Origin of the sequence: Erysipelatoclostridium sp. An15 (assembly GCF_002160675.1) — a bacterium.
GTDB classification, from domain to species: domain Bacteria; phylum Bacillota_I; class Bacilli_A; order Erysipelotrichales; family Coprobacillaceae; genus Thomasclavelia; species Thomasclavelia merdavium.
Genome location: NZ_NFLA01000021.1, coordinates 1 through 21,579, shown reverse-complemented (window position 1 = coordinate 21,579; position 21,579 = coordinate 1). Strand labels below are relative to the sequence as shown.

The window sequence follows — 21,579 nt, the reverse complement described above, 5'->3', positions numbered from 1 at the left end:
AGGGAAAAAAGATGGCAGAAGCAAAGACAAAAGAAACTAAAGCTAGTAAAGAAGAAGCTAAAAAAGCTCAAGCTTTAGAAGATGCAATTAAAGCAATTGAAAAGAAATATGGAAAAGGATCAGTAATGAAGTTAGGTGATCGTGCTGCTGTTAGTGTTGATGTCATTCCTACTGGTTCATTAACTTTAGATTTAGCTTTGGGTATTGGTGGATATCCTAAAGGGAGAATTATTGAAATATACGGACCGGAATCTAGTGGTAAGACAACATTGACACTTCATGCTATTGCTGAATGTCAAAAACAAGGTGGTCGTGCTGCTTTTATTGATGCAGAACATGCCATTGATCCTGTATATGCTCAAAATTTAGGGGTAAATATTGATGAATTGATTTTATCACAGCCAGATTCTGGTGAACAAGGATTAGAAATTGCGGAAACATTAGTACGTTCTGGAGCGATTGATTTAGTTGTAGTTGACTCAGTTGCTGCATTAGTTCCTCAAGTTGAATTAGATGGGGAAATGGGTGATGCTCAAATGGGATTGCAGGCACGTTTAATGTCTAAAGCATTACGTAAAATTGCTGCAGAGTTAAATAAATCTGAATGTACAATTATTTTTATTAACCAGTTGAGAGAAAAAATTGGAGTTATGTTTGGAAATCCAGAAACAACTACTGGTGGTCGTGCATTGAAATTCTATTCATCAGTTAGAGTAGAAATTCGTCGTAGTGAAGCTATAAAGTCTGGTAGTGATATAGTTGGTAATAAAGTTAATATTAAAGTAGTTAAAAACAAAGTTGCTCCACCATTTAAATCTACGCAAGTTGATATTATTTATGGAAAAGGTATCTCTCGTGATGGTGAAGTGTTAGATTTAGCAGTAGAACATGATATTGTCGAAAAAAGTGGTGCCTGGTACGCCTATAAGGGCGAAAAAATTGGTCAGGGTCGTGAAAATGCTAAGAACTTTTTAAATACACATCCTGATATTATGGAAGAAATTACTCAGGCAATTGTTGCTACTTTAGAAAATGACGTTGAAGAAACTGATAAGAAAACAAAAAAATAGTTATAAAAAATGGAAAGAGAAGTTGTAATTAACTCTCTTTCCATTTTTAGCATATATCAAAATATACTCCAAAACTAATTAATTCTTCATTGTTTTGTTTTAAAGTTATAGTGTTCATTTCTTCGCAAGGTTCAAATTTGCTAGCAAGTTTAAATTCAATATTCTGCTGGATTCTTTCACAAATCAAAGTATAAGCGAGTTCATCCCAATATTTACAATCTTTAGCCCATGAACATATTTCAGGTAATTCTTCATCAAACTCAATTGCATCACTTGTGTGTTGTAAGATGTATTTTTTTAGAAAATCAGTAATAAATTTTTCTGGAGATAAAGTAAAATATTTTTTATAATCAGAAGTATCGCTTAAAATTAAATTAGCTTGAGCTATCTGAGTAGCAAAATCCATTTCTTGTAGTTGAATGTCATAGCCAACAAAATCTCCCCATTTTGAATATATTGGTTCACCACATATAATCAGTCTAGTATCTTGCTGTAATTTAGTATTTAAACATTTATCAATAACTTTTTTAAATTCGTCAGAAACAGGTTTGATTCGATTTTCAAATGCTGTTTTTAATGAATTTAAAGTATCTTCTTGATTTATAACGTTCCATAATTTTTCTTTATTAGTCATATATATCCTCCTAAAATATTAAATTCGTAAACTACTCTAAAATTGGTAATTCATACATATCCAAAATAAGATTAGTATCGATAATTGATTTTTTATGCTCTAATGCATATAAAATAATTGCATCATATCTAACCTTGGGATATAAATAACCATTATCAGACAACGATAATAAGTTATTAGTTTCACGAATATCTAGTTGCAATGCTAAAGCAATTTGAATTATTTTACTACGACTAGGCTTTTTTTGTCCATTAAAAATTTGATAAGCATATGTTCGATGTAAATTAGTCATTTTTATCAATTCGCTTTTAGAAACATCTTTTTTTAACAATAACGTTTCTAAATAAGTAACAAAATCTATTTCTGGAACTTGTAGAAGTAATTGTTCTAAAGTCAGATTTTCATCACTTTTGATTATATCTAATAATTGAGTTGTTGAAATCATCATAATCACCTATAATATATCTTAGCTTGGTCTATTTAATAATGCAAGGAGAAAAAAATGGATATAAGAAATCTCTATCATGAATTAGAAATAATAAAAGAAAATGAAAATAAACGATTGGTATTGGTTAGAAATAAAATAGATCAATTACTATATTTAAAACGAGAAATACCTGCATATAATAAGGAAGTTTATTATCAATTAGCAAAAAATCAAATTAAACAAATTCCTAAAATTTACCAGCTTCAAGAAATTGGTAATAAAATAGTAGTAATAGAAGAATATATTAATGCTAGTACCTTAGAAGAATATGTACTTAATAATAAAATAAATAAGCAAGAATCCTTATTAATATTTAAACAAATATGTAATATTGTTAAAGAGCTTCATAATTTAAAACCACCAGTAATTCATCGTGATATCAAGCCAAGTAATATTTTTTACGATGGTTCAAAAGTATATTTATTTGATTTTGATATCTCTCGAAATTACCAAGGTGATAAAAATAAAGATACTTATATATTAGGTAGTGTAGGTTACGCTGCTCCTGAACAGTTTGGTTTTAGACAAACTAATCAGCAAAGTGATATTTATGCTTTAGGAGTTTTATTAAATTTTATTTTAACTAAAAAGCTGCCAAATGAAAAAATATATGATGGCTTTGAAAGTAAGGTGATAAATAAAGCTATCAATATTGATCCCAAACAGCGTTATGAAAGTGTTTCGATGATGTTAGTGGATTTGAATTTAGAAGATAAAAGTTTTAAATTAAAGTATTATTTAATAAATTTACCAGGATTTAAAACTAATTCATTGATTAAAAAAATACTAGCATTAGCTGGTTATATATTAATTTTTTTAGTTTGTATGATTAGTGAAATGACGGTTGATAATAAAGTTTTAACTGGTTTTGATTTATGGCTTAATCGAATATTAGTTTTTATTGTTTTAATGACTATAATTTTATTTGCTGGTAATTATTTAGAAATCTGGAATCGTTGCTTTTTAGCAAAATCTAAATCGAAACTTGTACGAGTTATTGGGATTGTTGTTACAGCGACAGCCTGGATATTTTTAGAAGCCTTTATTGTTGGATGTATCAATAGTATTTAATTAATGTCTGCTACTAGCATACCGATAAATTATCTAAATAAGCTATAATCCTTAATGAGGGAGGATTATAGATGAAAATATTTACTAAATTTAAAGAACTTTCATTAATAAAAAAGATTTTATGTATTGTTTTGATTGTTGGAATTGTTGCTATAGCGGCTGGTTCTAGTAGTGAGGATTCTAGTAGTAATAAAACAGAAAATAAATCTACAACAAATGAAAGCACTCAAGAAAAAGAAAATCATAGCATTGGTGAAACTGTAACAGTGGGCAAAGTTGATTATTTAATTAACGGTGTTGAAATTACTAAGAGTGTCGGTGATGAATATTTAAAAAGTGAAGCTAATGATACATATTTAATTATTGATATTTCAATAACTAATCATGAAACAGAAGCTTTGACAGTCTCTGATAGTTTCTTTAAACTATTAAATAACGGTAATGAATATTCTACTGATGATAATGGGGCAATTTATCTGGGAGATAGCTCAATTATATATCAGGAAATAAATCCTGAAGTGACTTTGCAAGGAAGATTAATTTTTGATGTTCCAGAAACTATTGCTAATGATATGAAAACTGAATTACAAGTGCAAACAGGAGTTTGGGGAAGTGAAAAGGATGTTATTTCACTTGCAAGATAAGTTAAAATAGTAGTACTATTTTAACTCATCTTTAATATTTAATAAGGCAGCAAAAGGCGAATCTTCAATGTTAGTCTGCTGCTTTTTTTGTTGTTGCAAGTATTTTTTGATATCACTTTTACGAGCTTCATTATCTTTTGTTGCTCTTTCTTTTTTAAAAGCATTCATTGATTGGCGATAACCGCAAGTTTTACAAACAAATAATTGTTTTTCTTTTTTACCAACTAACTCTAATTTTTTATGACAGTTAGGACAGCGAGCATTGGTAATGATTGATACAGTTTCTTTGTGCTTGCAATCAGGATTGGAACAAACTAATAATTTACCTTTTTTACCATTAACTTCTAACATAAAATGATTACATTCAGGACATTTTTTAGTTGTTAGGTTGTCATGTTTAAATGTTGCCTGACTGCTATTGATTTCATTAATTATTTTTTTTGTGTATTGTCGTATTTCATTAATGAATTGGTCGGGCTTTTGTTGTTTTTTAGCAATTTTAGCGAGTTGGAGTTCCCATTTAGCTGTTAATTCTGGTTCTTTTAAATCTTGTGGAACTAACTGTAATAGTTGTTTCCCTTTATTGGTAACGTGAATTTCATTATTTCTTTTTTCAATCAAAAAAGTATTAAATAATTTATCGATAATATCAGCTCTAGTAGCAACAGTACCTAGCCCACCAGTGTTAATTAAAGTACTATTTAGCTGTTTAGATTTATTATTGGTATAGTGAACCGGATTTTCCATTGCTGATAAAAGTGTAGCTTCGTTAAAATATGCTGGCGGCGTAGTTTGATCACAGGTTTTTTTAATTTCACTAACAACATATTGATCGTTTTCTTTCATTAGTGGAAGTACTTGTTCAAACTGTTCAGTGTTATCATGATTGTAAATTTGTTGCCAACCGCTTTGGATTTCAATTTTTCCAGAAGTAGTAAATGTTTCCTGGTTGACTTTAGCTTTGATCGTTGTTTTTTTGTATATATATGGTGGCAATAGTACTGCTAAAAACCGTTTTAATACTAAATCATAAATTTTAAACTCACTATCGCTAAATGCACCTAACATGACGGGCTGTTCGGTTGGAATAATTGCATGATGGTCACTTACTTTTTTGTTGTTGACAAAATGATTTTGTTTTTTAATCGGGTTGGCTAATATTTGATCGATAACATCATCAAAATAGCCACCTTTACTTGCAATAAGTCGTTCTTTTAAAGTTGGTACAATATCTTCAGTCAAATAACGAGAATCAGTTCGTGGATATGTTAGCACTTTATGATATTCATATAAGCTTTGCATGATTGATAATGTTTCTTTGGCTGAAAATCCATATATTTTATTAGCGTCACGTTGTAATTCTGTTAAATCATAAAGCAAAGGGGCATATGATTTTTTATTATTAGTAGTAATATTTGTAATTTTCAATTTGCTATTTTGTAATTGTTCAATAATATTATCTATTTTATTTTGATTGAATATATGTTTTTCATTTTTGTTTGAAAGCCATGACCAGTAGATGTTATTACTTAAAATTTCAATGCCATAATAATTTTTGGGTTGAAAATTTTTGATTTCTGTTTCTCTTTTATCAATCATCGCTAAAGTAGGTGTTTGAACTCGACCACAAGCTAATTGAGCATTGTATTTGCATGTCAAAGCTCTGGTAGCATTAATACCGACTAGCCAGTCAGCTACGCTACGACTGTAGCCACTTTGATATAACGGCTCATAATCACGAGCATTTTTTAAATTTTTAAAACCATCTTTAATTGCTTTATCAGTAACTGATGATATCCAAAGACGTTTCATTGGTTTTTTTACATGGGCTTTATTAATAATCCAGCGAGCAACCAACTCTCCTTCACGTCCTGCATCAGTTGCAATGATAATGTCTTTGATGTCATTTCGATTAAGAAGATTTTTTATTGCATTAAATTGTTTGGCGGTGTTTTTGATAACAACTAATTTCATTCTTTCAGGCATAATTGGCAGATCATCTAAGTTCCATTTTTGATATTTATGGTCGTACATTTCTGGATCAGCTAAGGTTACAAGATGACCAAGAGCCCAGGTAACGATATATTTATTTCCTTCTAAACCGCCATTGATATTTTTGTGACATTGTAATACACGAGCAATGTCTTTTCCTACCGATGGTTTTTCAGCTAATACAAGTGTTTTTGTCATTTTTATATCCCTCATTTCTTGTTTATTTTAGCATTATCCTTTTTTAATAGCAAAACTAATTATAATCTATTTCAGTATTATATTTGATAGAAAAATACTATTTACAGTTGTTATAAACTAAATAATATATTGATAAAATAAATTTATGACAAACACTTTTCATTGTAAAAGATGTCAAAATATTATACAATGTTATTGTGCTTGTCGCACAATGAATTTAAATAGATTCATAATAATATATTACATAGTAAAAAGAGGAGGACGAAATATGTCAGGAAATATTGTCGTTTCTATCTTTACCTATGTTCTAGCTGTAGCTATAGGTTTTTTTGTTAGTTATTTAATTAATAAACTAAAAATTTCTAAAGCTAACGTAAGTGCTGCGAAAATTATAGATGATGCAACTGCTAAGGCAGATACCCTTGTTAAAGAGGCTATTTTAGATGCCAAAACCGAAGTTTATGAATTAAAGCTTCAGGCAGAAAAAGAAGCTAAAGAGCAAAGAGAAGAGATTAATGAATATGAAAATAAACTTTTACAACGTGAAAAAACAATTGATCGACGTGATATTGCTATTCAAGGAAAAGAAGATGTTTTAGCGCAAAGAGTAGTACAATTAGATGAACGGGAAGCAAGACTAGGTAAACTAGAAGACCAATTGAAAGAAAAAATTGATGCCAAAGTTGTTGAACTTGAAAAGATTGCTGCCATGTCAGCTAAAGAAGCTAAGCAGGAATTATTTAAGCAGGTCGAACAGCAGACAGCTACAGAAATGACGGCTTACATAAAAGATCGTGAAGAGGAAGCTAAATCAAAAGCAAGTTTGCTTGCTCGTGATATTATTGCTAATGCGATAAACCGTTATGCTCAAGAAGAAACAGTAGAAAGAACTGTTTCGGTAGTAGCTTTACCAAGTGAGGAAATGAAAGGGCGAATTATTGGTCGCGAGGGACGAAATATTAAAGCGATTGAACAATGTACTGGAGTTGATTTAATAATTGATGATACTCCAGAAGCAATTACAATTTCTTGTTTTGATCCAGTAAGACGAGAGATTGCTCGTTTATCATTAGAAACTTTGATTAGAGATGGACGAATTCAACCAGGACGAATTGAAGAAGTTGTTCAAAAAACTAAGAATGAATTAGACGAAGTAATTAGAAAAACTGGTGAAGATGCTATATTTGAGTTAGGAATTTCAAGAATTGATAAAGACATTGTCAAGATGATTGGTAAACTTAAATATCGTACAAGCTATGGTCAAAACGCTTTGCAGCATTCGCTAGAGGTTGCTCACTTAGCAGGAATCATGGCAGCTGAATTAGGTTTAAACCAACAATTGGCTCGTAGAGCAGGGTTACTTCATGATTTAGGAAAAGCAATGGATCATGAAATGGAAGGTAGCCACGTAGAATTAGGAGCTAAATTTGCTAAAAAGCATGGTGAAAATGCTACTGTTGTTAATGCTATTGAATCACATCATGGTGATGTACCAGCAACTAGTGTCATTTCAGTTTTGGTTGCTGCAGCTGATACTTTAAGTGCTGCTAGACCAGGAAGTAGAAGTGAAACAATTGAAAATTATATTCAACGTCTTGAAAAATTAGAAGAAATGGCTAAAAGTTTTGAAGGTGTTGATCGTGTCTTTGCTATCCAGGCTGGACGTGAAGTACGAATCGTGGTTAAGCCAGATAAAGTAGATGATTTAATGTCACATAAAATTGCTCGTGATATTAAAAATAAAATTGAAGAAGAACTTACTTATCCTGGACATATTAAAGTTACAGTCATTAGGGAAGTTAGGGCAAGTGAAATTGCAAAATAAGGATAGGCATTGCCTATCTTTTTTATGAAAGGAAGAAAAATGAAGATATTATTTATTGGCGATATTTTTGGTTCAATTGGCCGAGATATGATTAATGATTATTTACATCGCTTAGTTAATGATTTAAAAATTGATTTTGTAATTGCAAATGTAGAAAATACTAGTCATGGTAAAGGACTATTAAAACGTCATTATGATGAATTATCATTTTGTGGTATTCAGGCAATGACTATGGGAAATCATACTTTTGATAAAAAAGAGTTATATGATTATATTGATGAAGCTGATAAACTAGTCGTTCCGATTAATCAGCCTAAAGTTTTACCTGGTGTTAAAACAAGAGTTTTTGATGTAAAAGGTAAAAAAATCCGAGTTACTAATGTTTTAGGAGTAGCTTTTATGGATAGTCGTTATAGTAATCCTTTTGAAGCAATCGATGAATATTTAGATTTAAAACAAGATATTCATATTATTGATTTTCATGGAGAGGCTACAAGTGAAAAAATTGCTTTTGCCCATTATGTAAAAGATAAAGCTAGTGCAGTACTTGGAACCCATACTCATGTTCAAACAGCTGATGAAAAAATAATTGATGGTAAACTAGCATTTATTAGTGATGCTGGAATGACAGGACCGTATATGAGTGCTATTGGTTGTGATTTGGATTCTATTGTAAAAAGATTAAAAGGGTCATCGGCACCGTTTATTGTTGCTAAAAGCAGTGGCCAGTTATCTGGTGTTGTGATGACTTTTGAAAATAATAGTCCTATTAAAATAGAACGAATTTTAATCAATCAAGATCATCCATATTTGTAATAATTAAAAATTGTTTTCATATATTCTTTTAGGAGGAAAAATATGGAAACAATAAAAGTATCATCATCATCATGTCCGAATAATGTTGCTGGCGCTATTGCAAGTATGATAAGAAATAGTTCAAAATTACAAATTCAAGTAATTGGTGCCGCAGCGTTAAATCAAGCTGTAAAAGCAATTGCTATTGCTAGGGGTTATATTATTCCTACAGGTAATGAGATTATCTGTATCCCTTCTTTTCATGATTTAATTGTCGATGATAAAGAGATAACAGCATTAAGATTGACCTTAGAATTAAGGTAGTATAAAAATTAAATTTACTTAGTTGAAAGGGCTTTATTTTTTTTGGTGCATGAGTTATAATGTAAGAAGTGATATAGGAGGAAATTTGTATGGCAAAATGTAAATTATTAATGCAAACAGCACAAACACAAAAATTAATTGATTTTTTTGATGGATATGAAGATGATAAAGTAAAATGTAAATTCATTAAAAAAACAGGTATTAAAGCAGAAGTAGAATGTGAAACTGAACTTTCACCTGAAGAAGCTGCTGGACATTGTAAAAGTGTTTTTAAGAAAACTAAAGATGGAGCAGTTTTATATTTCTCTATTCAACCAGATGGATTCTTTGGTTAATTAAGCAAATAAGGACGCAAGTCCTTATTTTTTTCTAGACAAATTAATAAAAACCAACTAGAATAGTCAAATGTATACAGATATTAGTGTTGGAATGTTATAATTATGTATATAATAATTAGGAAAAGTGGTGAACAAATGAAAGATTATAGTAGTTATTTTAAAGGACCTTCACTTAATGAAGCTAAAAAAAGGAGTCATGATCGAGTAAATAGATATGATGATGCTTATCATATTCCTGCTGATATGATTAAAGCCGGAGTAGGGAAAAAATATTATATTCAAACATATGGATGTCAAGCAAACGAGCGTGATAGCGAGACTTTATCGGGAATTTTAGAGAGTATGTCATATAAACCAGCTGAAGATATTAAAGAAGCTGATGTTATTATTTTAAATACATGTGCAATTCGTGAAAATGCTGAAGAAAAGGTTTTTGGTAAAGTTGGATATGTAAAAAATTTAAAAAAGACTAATCCTGATTTAATTTTTGGAATGTGTGGCTGCATGGCTCAAGAAGAAGTTGTTATTAAAAGAATTTTAGAGAAACATCCGCACGTTGATTTGATTTTTGGAACTCATAATATTCATCGTTTACCTGAACTATTAAAAGAGGCTATGTATAGTAAAGAAATGGTCGTTGAAGTTTGGTCTAAAGAAGGCGATGTAATAGAAAATACTCCTGTTAAAAGAGCTAATAAATATAAAGCATGGGTAAATATTATGTATGGCTGCAATAAGTTTTGTACATACTGTATTGTACCATATACTAGAGGTAAAGAACGTTCAAGATTAGCTAGTGATATTATTGAAGAAGTAAAAGATTTGATCAAACAAGGTTATAAAGAAATAACTTTATTAGGTCAAAATGTTAATAGTTATGGTAAAGATCTTGGTGATGATTATAGTTTTGCGAATCTTTTAGAAGATGTTGCTAAAACTGGAATTGATCGAATTAGATTTACAACTAGTCATCCATGGGATTTTAGTGAAGATATGATCAAAATCATTGCTAAGTATGATAATATTATGCCTGCTATTCATTTACCAGTACAATCTGGTAACAACCAGGTTTTAAAACAAATGGGACGTCGGTATACTCGTGAACAGTATTTAGATTTATTTTACAAAATTAAAAAATATATTCCTGATTGTACCATCACAACTGATATTATTGTTGGTTTCCCTAATGAAACTCATGAACAGTTTTTAGATACATTATCTTTATATCAAGAGTGTGAATATGATTTAGCTTATACTTTTGTATATTCACCTCGTGAAGGAACTCCAGCGGCTAAGATGGCTGATAATATTCCAAGTGAAGAAAAAGATCAACGTTTATATCGCTTAAATGAAATTGTTACTGAAAAAGCGTATAAACAAAATCAACGTTTCTTAAATAAAGTAGTCGATGTTTTAGTTGATGGAACTTCAAAACGTGATGAAACAATGTTGACAGGTTATACAAGTCATCAAAAATTAGTTAATTTTAAAGGAAACCCTGATGATATTGGTAAGATAATTAAAGTTAAAATTACCGAAGCTAAAACATGGGCTTTAAAGGGTGAGGCTGTTGAATCATAGTTTTGAATATGCAAAAGAACTAAATGATTATTTATTGAATTTGGATGTTATTAAAGAATATCAAAAATATGAAGATTTAATAAGTAATAATGAAGAAATAAAAGCTTTGGAAAATAAGATGAAAGCATATCAAAAAAAAATAGTTAATCAAAAAGCAAAGCAGGATAGTAATGTTGTTGATACGATAAAAAAATATCAACAGCTCAAAGATGAATTTGAAAATCATCCCTTAGTAGTTAATTACTTATATTTAAAAGATGAAGTAAATAATTTATTACAAACGATAAATGCATATATTAATAGAGAATTGTTGAAATAGGTCTTGACTTCATAATTATTTCTAATTATAATTTATGAAATATTAAATAAAAACAAAGAAAAGGAGATAGAAAATGGCATATTTTTTTGATGAACCATCACGTACATTTAATGAATATCTATTAGTACCAGGATATTCTTCTACAGAGTGTCAACCTAAAAATGTTAGTTTAAAGACACCATTAGTTAAATTTAAAAAAGGTGAAGAACCTGCATTATCACTTAATATTCCATTAGTTTCAGCAATTATGCAAGCTGTTTCTGATGATAATATGGCTGTTGCTTTAGCACGCGAAGGAGGCGTTTCATTTATCTATGGATCGCAAACAATCGAAAGTCAAGCAGCAATGGTTAAACGTGCAAAAACATATAAAGCTGGTTTTGTACCAAGTGATTCTAACTTAAGTGTTAACGATACGTTAGCTGATGTTATCGCATTAAAGGAAAAAACAGGACATTCAACAATGGCAGTAACTGATGATGCCAGTGCTAATGGTAAATTATTAGGTATTGTTACAGGTCGTGATTATCGAGTATCTAGAATGTCTTTAGATACAAAAGTGTCTGAATTTATGACTCCGTTTGATAAACTAATTTGTGGTCATACAGGCATTAGTTTAAAAGAAGCTAATGATTTAATTTGGGACAATAAGTTAAATGCTTTGCCAATTATTGATGATGATCAAAAATTAGCATATTTTGTTTTTAGAAAAGATTATGAAACTAAAAAATCAAATCCTAATGAATTATTAGATGCATCTAAACGTTATGTAGTTGGTGCTGGTATTAATACTCGTGACTTTGCTAAGCGTGTTCCGGCTTTAATTGAAGCTGGTGCAGATGTTTTATGTATCGATTCATCTGAAGGATTTACTGAATGGCAAAAAATTACTATTGATTGGATTAGAGAACATTATGGTGACAGTGTAAAAGTTGGAGCTGGAAATGTTGTTGATGCTGAAGGATTTAGATTTTTAGCTGAAGCTGGTGCAGATTTTGTCAAAGTTGGTATCGGTGGTGGATCAATTTGTATCACTCGTGAACAAAAAGGAATTGGTCGTGGCCAAGCAACAGCGACAATTGAAGTTGCTAAAGCTCGTGATGAATACTTTAAAGAAACTGGTATTTATGTACCAATCTGCTCTGATGGAGGTATTGTTCACGATTATCATATGACTTTAGCTTTGGCTATGGGTTCTGATTTTATCATGTTAGGTCGTTATTTCTCTAGATTCGATGAATCTCCAACTAATAAAGTAAGTATTAATGGTCAATATATGAAAGAATACTGGGGTGAAGGTTCTGCTCGTGCGCGTAACTGGCAACGTTATGATTTAGGTGGAGATGCTAAACTTTCTTTTGAAGAAGGTGTTGATTCATATGTACCATATGCAGGTAGCTTAAAAGATAATGTTGGTTTAACTTTAAGTAAAATCAAATCAACAATGTGTAATTGTGGTGCTTTAACAATTCCTGAATTACAGAAAAAAGCTAAAATTACTCTTGTATCTTCAACAAGTATCGTTGAAGGTGGAGCACATGATGTTGTCTTAAAAGATTCAACATCTTCAAATGGTCATCAAAATTAAAGGTACTTCTTAGAAGTACCTTTTAAATTAGACAAATCTAATAAATATTCCACTTTTTAGTACATTTTTTCACTTACCTTACATATATTAAATTAGGTGAGAACATGGCAAATAATATTCGTGAGATTATTACCCAAGCAGTAATTGCTAAGGGAAAGAAAAGGACTATTAATAAATATCCTTTTGAAATTAGTAATTTTGATAAGGTTTTAGGCTGCTGGATTACTAATCATCGCTATAATGCAACTTTTAGAGATGATAAACCAGTAGTCTTAGGAACCTTTGATGTTCACTTGTGGTATAACTATCGTGATGATAGTAATATTTTAAAACAAACAGTAAGTTATTTAAATGAACTTGATCTAGTAAAAAAAGAACAGCGCAGTTTTAATGATCAAGATGAATTGATTGCTACATGTAATCAAGAACCTAAATGTATAGGTGTTAATTGTTTAGAAGATAAAGTCGTCATTGAAGTTGAAAAAGAGATTTCATTAAGTGTAGTTGGTAAAACTACTATTAGGGTTGAAACAAAAAATGAAATGGAATCGTGGGATGAATTTGATAATATAACGATTGATGAAAATTTTATTAAATAAAGGCGGAAGCCTTTTTTCTTTTAATAATTCTTGTGTTATAATAGAAAATGATTTTTTTAGAAATGAGGTTGATTTATGAAACAAAAATATAGTCCAATGATGATGCAGTATTTATCTATTAAAGAAGAAAATCAAGATTCAATCGTTATGTTTCGATTGGGGGATTTTTATGAAATGTTTTTTGATGACGCTATTTTAGTTTCCAAAGAATTACAAATAGCATTAACTGGTAAAAATGCGGGTGCTAAAGAAAGAGTACCAATGTGTGGGGTACCTTTTCATTCCGCAAGTGGATATATTCAAAAATTAGTAGATAATGGACATCGTGTCGCTATCGTTGAACAATTAACAGAACCAGGTAAAAGAGGGATCGTTGAACGTGGTGTTGTTCAAATAATTACACCTGGTACAATTTTTGATGAATCATTAACAAATAATCGAAATAATTATATTGCCGCTTTAGAAGAATTTGATTTTAATTATACTTTAGCTTTTTGTGATATTACAACTGGAGAATTTAGTGTTGTAAATATTGAAAAGAAAGAAAAGTTATTGATGAATCAATTAGAAACAATGGCAGTTAAAGAGCTAGTGACTTTACCTGATCAAATTCGTAATTTTGACAATATTTTAAATTCCCCTTTTCCTCATGATAAATATAATGAAAAATATGATAAGATTTTTTCTAAGATAAATGATTTAAAACAAATTAAAACAGCATCTTTATTATTGAACTATTTATTAGATACTCAAAAAAGAGAATTAGAGCATTTACAGATCATTGAAGAAATAAAAAATGAAGATTATGTAGTAATGGATCAATATACCAAAAAAGCATTAGAATTAACAACAGGCTCTAAAAGTAATGATAAATATGGTAGTTTATACTGGTTATTAGACCATACTAAAACAGCCATGGGTTCAAGAATGCTTAAACAATGGATTGAAAGACCACTTTTAAATCAACAGCAAATTGAACAACGTTTAGATGTAGTTGAAATTTTTACTAATTATTTTATTCAAAGAGAAAGTATCAAAGAGATTTTAAAAGATATTTATGATTTAGAGCGCTTATCTTCTCGAATTGCTTTTGGTAATATAAATGCTCGTGACTTGAAATGGATCAGTGCTTCTTTAAAAGTAATTCCGGAGTTAAAAAATCAACTATTATCATTAGATGAGCCGCTTACAAATGATTTAGCTAATCATTTAATAGATTTAAATCATATTATTAATTTGATTGACCAGGCAATCATTGATAATCCGCCATTAACTGTAAAAGAAGGTAATATCATTAAAGAAGGATTTAATGAGGAGTTAGATGAACTTCGTTACATTCGTAATCATGGTAAACAATGGCTTGTTGAATTTGAACAAAAAGAGCGTGATCGTACTGGAATTAAAGGGTTAAAAGTAGGATATAATCGTGTTTTTGGTTATTACATAGAAGTGACCAAAGCAAATTTATCATTAGTAAAAGATGAATTTAACTATACTCGTAAACAAAGTTTAGCCAACGCAGAACGTTTTGTTACACCGGAATTAAAAGAGATGGAATCAAAGTTATTAAACGCTCAGGATAAAATGGTTAAACTAGAATATGCAATCTTTACACAAATTAGAAATACAATAAAAAAAGATGTTCATCTAATCCAGGATGTTGCAAAAGTAATTGCTCGAATTGATGTTTTCCAATCACTTGCAATGATTTCTAGTGAAAATAGTTATGTAAGACCTATTTTTAATCATGAAAAGATATTTAATGTTACTGATGGACGTCATGGGGTTATTGAACGGGTTATGAGTGAAGGCAGTTATGTTGCAAATGATGTCGACATTGATAGTAAAAATCCTGTTTTAATGATTACTGGACCAAATATGGGTGGTAAATCAACATATATGCGTTCAATTGCTTTGATTGCTTTAATGGCCCAAATTGGATGTTTTGTTCCTTGTAGTCATGCTAATTTACCAATTTTTGATCAGATTTTTACTAGAATTGGTGCTAGTGATGATTTAGTATCTGGACAATCAACTTTTATGGTTGAAATGTTAGAAGCAAATAATGCTTTACGTTTTGCTACTGAAAATTCATTGATTATTTTTGATGAAATTGGACGAGGAACTGCTACATTTGATGGAATGGCTATCGCTCAAGCAATGATTGAATATATTGCAACTAAAATTAAATGCATTACATTATTTTCAACGCATTATCATGAATTAACATTCTTAGAAGATAAGAATTTAGGAATAAAAAATGTCCATGCTAGTGCTTCGATTGAAAATGATGATTTAGTCTTTTTATATCGTATTAAACCAGGACGTTCTAATAAATCATATGGTGTAAATGTTGCTAAGCTAGCAAAATTGCCAGATGAAGTTTTAAACCGGGCAAATGTATTATTAGAAGCGTTAGAAGAGAACAATATTGAAAATCATTTGAGTGATGATTCATTAAAAGAAGTTCCAGTAAATTCACCTAGTGTGGTAGAAAAATATCTTGATGGAATTGATCCAATGACATTATCACCGATTGATGCTTTATCGACTTTAATCGAGTTAAAGAAATTGAATGAAAGCAGGTGATTAAATGCAAAAAATAAGACAACTTGATGATATTTTAGCTAATAAAATAGCAGCGGGTGAAGTAATCGAACGACCTGCGAATGTTGTTAAGGAATTAGTTGAAAATAGTATCGATGCCAATAGCAGCAAGATCGATGTAATTATTGAAGAAGGTGGCTTAAAATTAATTCAAGTTATTGATAATGGTGATGGAATGGACAAAGAAGATGCTTTGCTTTGTTTTAGTCGTCATGCAACTAGTAAAATCAAAGATGATCAGGATTTGTTTTGTATCCAAACATTAGGATTTCGTGGCGAGGCTATTCCATCAATTGCCTCTATTAGTCATTTTGAATTAAAGACTAGTACTGGTCAAATAGGGACTAGTGTGGTTTATGAATATGGTAAATATATTGAAAATAAAGAAAGTGATAGTAAAAAAGGAACTAATATCAAAGTTGAAAAATTATTTCAAAATGTTCCAGCTCGTTTAAAATATGTACGTTCTACGAATGCAGAATTTGCTAATATTCAAACTTATTTAGAGCGGTTATCTTTATCACATCCAGATATTGCTTTTTTATTAGTTCATAATGGACGAACAATCTATAAGACTAATGGTAATGGTAATTTATTAGAAGTAATTTCCAATATTTATGGATTGAATGTTGCTAAAGCGATGATTCCGGTTGATTTTGGTGATGATGAATTTCATATAACTGGATTTATTTCTAAAATTGATGTAAATCGTGCTAGTAGAAATCATATGATTACAATGGTTAATTCACGAGTAGTTAGAAATAAGGTTAGTATTGATAGTATTAAAAATGCTTATTCACGTTATTTGGCTGAAAAACGCTATCCGATTACAATTCTTAATATTGAAATCGATCCTTATTTAGTAGATGTAAATGTTCATCCTTCTAAATTAGAAGTACGGTTTTCAAAAGAAATGAAATTAAAAGAATTAATATATCAAGGAATAAGCGAGGCGCTTGCAAATGTTAATTTAACTTATAATGCAGTAGCTGATTATAAAAAACCAAAAGTAAATATTGAACAGCCAGCTTTTGAATTTAACTATGATGTAGAAGATGAAATCGACCCGATTTTAAAAAGTACAGACAATGAAAATATTAATCATGTAGATGATAAAAATAACGAAACTTTTGATAATATTGAAAATGAAGTTGTGGATAAAGAAAATAATTATAATTTAGTTCAAGAACAAAATATCGAATATATTGTACCTGATAAGCAAGTAGTTGAAACTAAGGTTGAATCTCGTGAAAAATTAATGAAAAAGAAACTACTTGTAAAAGGACAGGTACATGGTACATATATTATTTGTGAAGATGAAACTGGTATGTATTTAGTTGATCAACATGCAGCACAAGAACGAATTAATTACGAATATTTTTTAGATAAGTATCAGCATTTAAATTTATCAATGCGTGATTTATTAGTACCGATTACATTAGAATATCCATTAAGTGAATTTTTGATTATTGAAGAGCGAAAACAATTGTTGAGCCAGGTTGGAATTAATCTAGAAGTTTTTGGTAATTGTGGATATGTAATTAAACAACTACCACTATGGATGCAAAATATTGATGAACAGGTTTTTATTGAAGACATGGTTGATCAGGTTTTAAAAGATAATAAAGTCGATGTTGTTAAATTACAAGATCATGCGATTGCCACATTGAGTTGTAAAGCGTCATTAAAAGGTAATACCCATTTATCAAATGAAGGAATGCAAAATATTATTGATAATTTAATGCGTTGTGATAACCCTTATGTTTGTCCTCATGGTCGCCCTACTTTAGTTTATTATTCTAGTTATGAAATTGAAAAATTGTTTAAACGGGTAGCGTAATGGATAAAGTAATAGTTGTTGTTGGACCAACGGGAGTAGGAAAAACTAAAATGGGTGTAGCTTTGGCTAAGTATTTTAATGGCGAAGTAATTAGTGGCGATTCAATGCAAATCTATAAAACAATGGATATTGGTACAGCTAAGGTAACAAAGCAGGAAATGGATGGGGTAGTTCATCATTTGATCGATATTAAAAATCCTGATGAAAGTTATAGTGTTAAAGATTTTCAAGATGAAGTTAGAAAGAAAATCAAAGAAATAACTATGCGTAATAAACTGCCAATTATAGTTGGAGGAACAGGACTATATATTAAAGCAGCTCTTTATGATTATCAGTTTAGTGATAGCCAAATTGAACATCAAGAATATGTAAAAAAATATCAAGATTATACAAATGAACAATTATATCAATACTTATTAGAAATTGATGAACTGAGTGCTAAAGAATTGCATCCAAATAACCGTCAAAGAGTATTGCGAGCAATTGCTATTTATGAAAGTACTGGAGTTAAAAAGAGTGAAACTTTAGCTAAACAAAAACACGAAATGATCTATGATGCTAAATTTATTGGGCTAACATTAGATCGTGAATTGTTGTATCAAAGAATCAATGAACGTGTTGATTTAATGATGGAACAAGGTTTATTAAAAGAAATTGAATCATTGATGGAAAAAAATTATTCAAGTGATTTACAGAGCATGAAAGCAATAGGGTATAAAGAATGGTTTGCTTATTATGATAAAAAACAAACTTTACAAGAAACTATCGAATTAATAAAGAAACATTCGCGTAATTATGCTAAAAGACAATATACCTGGTTTAATAATCAGGTGCCAGTGAACTGGTTTAGTGTTAATCTTGATGATTTTGATAGTACTGTTGATGAAGTTAAAGGGTATTTAAAAAAACAGGGTATTAAAAATGAAAATAATTAATTTAATTGAAGATACTCCTGGAAGTAGCGATTGTTTATATGAACATGGCTTAAGTTTTTATATTGAAACTAAAAAGCATAAGATATTAATGGACACTGGAGCTAGTGATGCTTTTATAAAAAATGCGACACAATTGGGGATTGATTTAAAACAAGTGGATATTGTAGTTTTAAGTCATGGTCATTACGATCATAGTGGTGGTATTTTATCATTTGTTAAAATTAATCCTAATGCGACTATTTATATCCAAAAAAATGCTGTGAATGATTATTATAGTATTCGTGAAAATGGGCCGGCTTATATTGGAATTGATAAAAAGATTTTATTGTTGTCAAATATAGTTTACATTGATGATTTGCTTAATATTGATGATGAATTAACTATATTTTCAAATATTACTGATCGTAAATTTTGGCCACAGACTAATCAAAGATTGAAAAAAAGAGAAAATGGTGTTTTGATTCAAGATGATTTTGATCATGAACAGTGTTTAGTTGTAAATGAAAATAATTGTTCGTATTTATTTTCCGGTTGTGCTCATAATGGTATTGTTAATATATTAAAACGGTATGATCAGATTTTTAAAAAGTATCCAGATAAAATTATTAGTGGTTTTCATATGATTAAAAAAATACCATATGATCAAGATGAAATTACGATGATTAAAGAAACTGCTAATATCTTAACTAAAGTACCCGCAGTATTTTATACCGGACATTGTACCGGAAAAGAAGCGTTTGCAATAATGAAAGAAATTATGGGTGAACAGTTAGTATTGATTCATAGTGGTATGGAAATTGAATAGAAAAAGCTGGAATTTAGCCAGCTTTTTTGCTTTGATTGAGTTTTTTAATATTATTAGTACGACCATGTTTTAAAATACGACGATAATTTTCAGCTAACGCTTTTTCATATTTACTAGTCATCCAAGGAACATAGAATTGTTGATTTGCTAGTTCATTTGGAAGATATTGGATATATTCCCATAATTCAGGCCGATTATAATCATATTTTTCATCTTCTTGTAAACCAACAGGAGTCATTCTTAAATATTCTGGAGTTCGATATGATTGTACTCTAGTAGCGCTGATTGCACTATCAATTGCAGCTTCGCTTGATTTAGATTTTGGTGATAAGCATAGATCAATAATAACACTAGCTAATGGAATTCGTGCTTCTGGAAAACCGATTGTTTTAGCTGCTTGTAAGGCAATTACAGTTCTCATACAAGCATTAGGATTAGCTAAGCCAACATCTTCATAGGCGATCGTCATTAATCGTCTTTGTAATGATTCAAAATCACCAGTTTCAATTAATTTAGCTAGATAAAACATAGCACCGTTAGGATCACTACCACGAATTGATTTTTGTAAACCACTTAAAGTATCATAATAGTTATCTTCATCATGGTCATAAATTACATTAGTTTTGATCATGGCTGCTTCTAAAACATTTTCATCAATATGATTATTATCACAAATGATAGAACAGATTTCTAAACAGTTATATGCAAAACGAATATCACCACTGCTTGCTTTAGCAATTTTAGTTAAAACAGAGTCTTCGATGGTATATTCATTATTAAAGCCTTCAGATGATAATAGTGCTTGCTTTAATCCATCAATAATGTCATTTGTTGTTAATGGTTTGACTTCAAGAATATGACAGCGAGATCTAATTGCTGGATTGATTGAATGATATGGATTACTTGTTGTACAGCCAGCAATAGTAATTAAGCCACTTTCAACATGGGAAAGCAAGTCGTCTTGTCTAGCTTTATTTAAACGGTGAACCTCATCAATAATTACAAATAAACCATTTGAAAGTTTTGCTTCGGCAATTATTGCATCCATTTCTTTTTTATTGCCAGTTGAAGCGTTAAATAAACGGTATGGAATATTTAAATCATTGGCTAGACACATTGCAATTGTAGTTTTACCACATCCTGGTGAACCATAAAGGATAATTGAAAAAGGATGTTTTTTTTCAACAAATTTAGTAAGGATTGATTTTGGTCCTACTAAGTGTTGTTGTCCAATGATATCAGATAATTTTTTTGGTCTCATTTTATTTGCAAGAGTAGTAGACATTAGTATCTTCCTTTCACTTTAAAAATCAGTTATAATGATTATAGCATTTTTAGATATTGAAAGATAGGTGTATTAAATGAGATTAGTTATTCAAAAGGTAAGTTCAAGTAATGTAAAAATAAATAATGAAGTAGTTGGTAGTATTGACAAAGGTTTTATGGTTTTAGTTGGTATTACTGATAGTGATAATAAAATGATTGTAGATAAGATGGTTGATAAATTAATTAATTTACGTATTTTTGAAGATGAAAATGATAAGTTGAATTTGTCATTATTAGATGTAAAGGGAAGTATTTTATCAATTTCACAATTTACACTATATGCTAATTGTAAAAAGGGACGGAGACCAAGTTTTATTGAAGCGGCAAAACCGGATATTTCTAAACCTTTATATGAATACTTTAATCAACAGTTAAAAGAAAAAGGTGTAATGGTAGAGACTGGAGTGTTTGGAGCAATGATGGAAGTATCACTAGTAAATGATGGTCCAGTAACAATTATTTTAGATAGTAAAGAAATTTTTTAAAAAAAGTAAAAAAAGGTATTTACAAAGGAGAGAGGATGTGGTAGATTAATAGGGCACTCGAGAGAAGGAGCGAGGTTCAAAGGAAGGGCCGAGCGAAAAAAGTAAAAAAAAGAATT

At 30.0% G+C, this 21,579-nt stretch carries 20 protein-coding genes; 16 read left to right on the top strand and 4 right to left on the bottom strand.

All coding sequences use genetic code 11. The features are described 5' to 3' along the window. Positions 1-11 precede the first annotated feature (11 nt). On the top strand, positions 12-1,070 hold the full coding sequence (gene recA / locus B5E92_RS08090; RefSeq protein ID WP_087301042.1) for a recombinase RecA: 1,059 nt from the start codon (positions 12-14) through the stop codon (positions 1,068-1,070). Between the two features lie 46 nt (positions 1,071-1,116). Here recA and B5E92_RS08085 read toward each other — a convergent pair whose 3' ends face one another. Together B5E92_RS08085 and B5E92_RS08080 are read right to left on the bottom strand one after the other, a co-directional pair. Further along, positions 1,117-1,704 carry a hypothetical protein gene (locus B5E92_RS08085; RefSeq protein ID WP_087301039.1) on the bottom strand — a complete coding sequence of 196 codons (588 nt, stop codon included), beginning with the start codon at positions 1,702-1,704 and terminating at the stop codon, positions 1,117-1,119. Between the two features lie 31 nt (positions 1,705-1,735). Continuing rightward, positions 1,736-2,149, bottom strand: a complete 414-nt coding sequence (locus B5E92_RS08080) for a helix-turn-helix transcriptional regulator (RefSeq protein ID WP_158095207.1) — start codon at positions 2,147-2,149, stop codon at positions 1,736-1,738. 57 nt (positions 2,150-2,206) lie between these two features. On the opposite strand from B5E92_RS08080, the gene B5E92_RS08075 reads away from it, so the two are divergent. Further along, on the top strand, positions 2,207-3,262 hold the full coding sequence (locus B5E92_RS08075; protein WP_087301033.1) for a protein kinase: 1,056 nt from the start codon (positions 2,207-2,209) through the stop codon (positions 3,260-3,262). A gap of 71 nt (positions 3,263-3,333) precedes the next feature. Next, the gene (locus B5E92_RS08070; RefSeq protein WP_087301030.1) at positions 3,334-3,906 is read left to right on the top strand and encodes a DUF4352 domain-containing protein; all 573 of its coding nucleotides are present in this window, start codon (positions 3,334-3,336) and stop codon (positions 3,904-3,906) included. Positions 3,907-3,921: 15 nt separating this feature from the next. Here B5E92_RS08070 and B5E92_RS08065 read toward each other — a convergent pair whose 3' ends face one another. Continuing rightward, positions 3,922-6,096: a DNA topoisomerase III gene (locus B5E92_RS08065; RefSeq protein WP_087301027.1), complete on the bottom strand. Its 2,175-nt coding sequence runs from the start codon at positions 6,094-6,096 to the stop codon at positions 3,922-3,924. Positions 6,097-6,364: 268 nt separating this feature from the next. Between B5E92_RS08065 and rny the strand changes: the two genes are divergently transcribed. The 12 genes from rny (at position 6,365) to B5E92_RS08005 (ending at position 19,652) form a co-directional block, all read left to right on the top strand. After that, a complete protein-coding gene (rny, locus tag B5E92_RS08060; RefSeq protein WP_087301024.1) occupies positions 6,365-7,921 on the top strand; it encodes a ribonuclease Y in 1,557 nt (518 codons plus the stop codon). 39 nt (positions 7,922-7,960) lie between these two features. After that, entirely contained in the window at positions 7,961-8,737 is a 777-nt protein-coding gene (locus B5E92_RS08055; protein WP_087301021.1) for a TIGR00282 family metallophosphoesterase, read from the top strand. A 42-nt stretch (positions 8,738-8,779) separates the two neighbouring features. Next, positions 8,780-9,040 (top strand): stage V sporulation protein S, encoded by a 261-nt coding sequence (locus tag B5E92_RS08050; protein ID WP_087301018.1) that lies wholly within the window; start codon positions 8,780-8,782, stop codon positions 9,038-9,040. 89 nt (positions 9,041-9,129) lie between these two features. After that, positions 9,130-9,375 carry a hypothetical protein gene (locus tag B5E92_RS08045; protein WP_087301015.1) on the top strand — a complete coding sequence of 82 codons (246 nt, stop codon included), beginning with the start codon at positions 9,130-9,132 and terminating at the stop codon, positions 9,373-9,375. A gap of 138 nt (positions 9,376-9,513) precedes the next feature. Then, positions 9,514-10,959: a tRNA (N6-isopentenyl adenosine(37)-C2)-methylthiotransferase MiaB gene (miaB, locus tag B5E92_RS08040; RefSeq protein WP_087301013.1), complete on the top strand. Its 1,446-nt coding sequence runs from the start codon at positions 9,514-9,516 to the stop codon at positions 10,957-10,959. Beyond that, positions 10,940-11,278, top strand: coding sequence for a YlbF family regulator (locus B5E92_RS08035; protein ID WP_087301010.1), 339 nt, complete (start codon positions 10,940-10,942; stop codon positions 11,276-11,278). The genes miaB and B5E92_RS08035 overlap by 20 nt, the downstream gene beginning before the upstream one ends. Positions 11,279-11,351: 73 nt before the next feature. Further along, a complete protein-coding gene (locus B5E92_RS08030) occupies positions 11,352-12,866 on the top strand; it encodes an IMP dehydrogenase (protein ID WP_087301007.1) in 1,515 nt (504 codons plus the stop codon). A 104-nt stretch (positions 12,867-12,970) separates the two neighbouring features. Next, positions 12,971-13,465 (top strand): outer spore coat protein CotE, encoded by a 495-nt coding sequence (gene cotE / locus B5E92_RS08025; protein ID WP_087301004.1) that lies wholly within the window; start codon positions 12,971-12,973, stop codon positions 13,463-13,465. Between the two features lie 75 nt (positions 13,466-13,540). After that, entirely contained in the window at positions 13,541-16,054 is a 2,514-nt protein-coding gene (gene mutS / locus B5E92_RS08020; protein ID WP_087301000.1) for a DNA mismatch repair protein MutS, read from the top strand. Between the two features lie 4 nt (positions 16,055-16,058). After that, on the top strand, positions 16,059-17,912 hold the full coding sequence (mutL, locus tag B5E92_RS08015) for a DNA mismatch repair endonuclease MutL (RefSeq protein ID WP_087300997.1): 1,854 nt from the start codon (positions 16,059-16,061) through the stop codon (positions 17,910-17,912). Continuing rightward, positions 17,912-18,847, top strand: a complete 936-nt coding sequence (miaA, locus tag B5E92_RS08010; protein WP_087300995.1) for a tRNA (adenosine(37)-N6)-dimethylallyltransferase MiaA — start codon at positions 17,912-17,914, stop codon at positions 18,845-18,847. Before mutL ends, miaA begins: the two co-directional genes overlap by 1 nt. Continuing rightward, positions 18,834-19,652 carry an MBL fold metallo-hydrolase gene (locus B5E92_RS08005; protein ID WP_087300992.1) on the top strand — a complete coding sequence of 273 codons (819 nt, stop codon included), beginning with the start codon at positions 18,834-18,836 and terminating at the stop codon, positions 19,650-19,652. Before miaA ends, B5E92_RS08005 begins: the two co-directional genes overlap by 14 nt. A gap of 13 nt (positions 19,653-19,665) precedes the next feature. Here the strand turns inward: B5E92_RS08005 and B5E92_RS08000 are convergent, their stop codons facing one another. After that, a complete protein-coding gene (locus B5E92_RS08000) occupies positions 19,666-20,937 on the bottom strand; it encodes a replication-associated recombination protein A (protein WP_087300989.1) in 1,272 nt (423 codons plus the stop codon). Positions 20,938-21,013: 76 nt separating this feature from the next. Here B5E92_RS08000 and dtd point away from each other — a divergent pair, with 76 nt between their 5' ends. Next, positions 21,014-21,463 carry a D-aminoacyl-tRNA deacylase gene (dtd, locus tag B5E92_RS07995; RefSeq protein ID WP_087300986.1) on the top strand — a complete coding sequence of 150 codons (450 nt, stop codon included), beginning with the start codon at positions 21,014-21,016 and terminating at the stop codon, positions 21,461-21,463. Positions 21,464-21,579 lie beyond the last annotated feature (116 nt).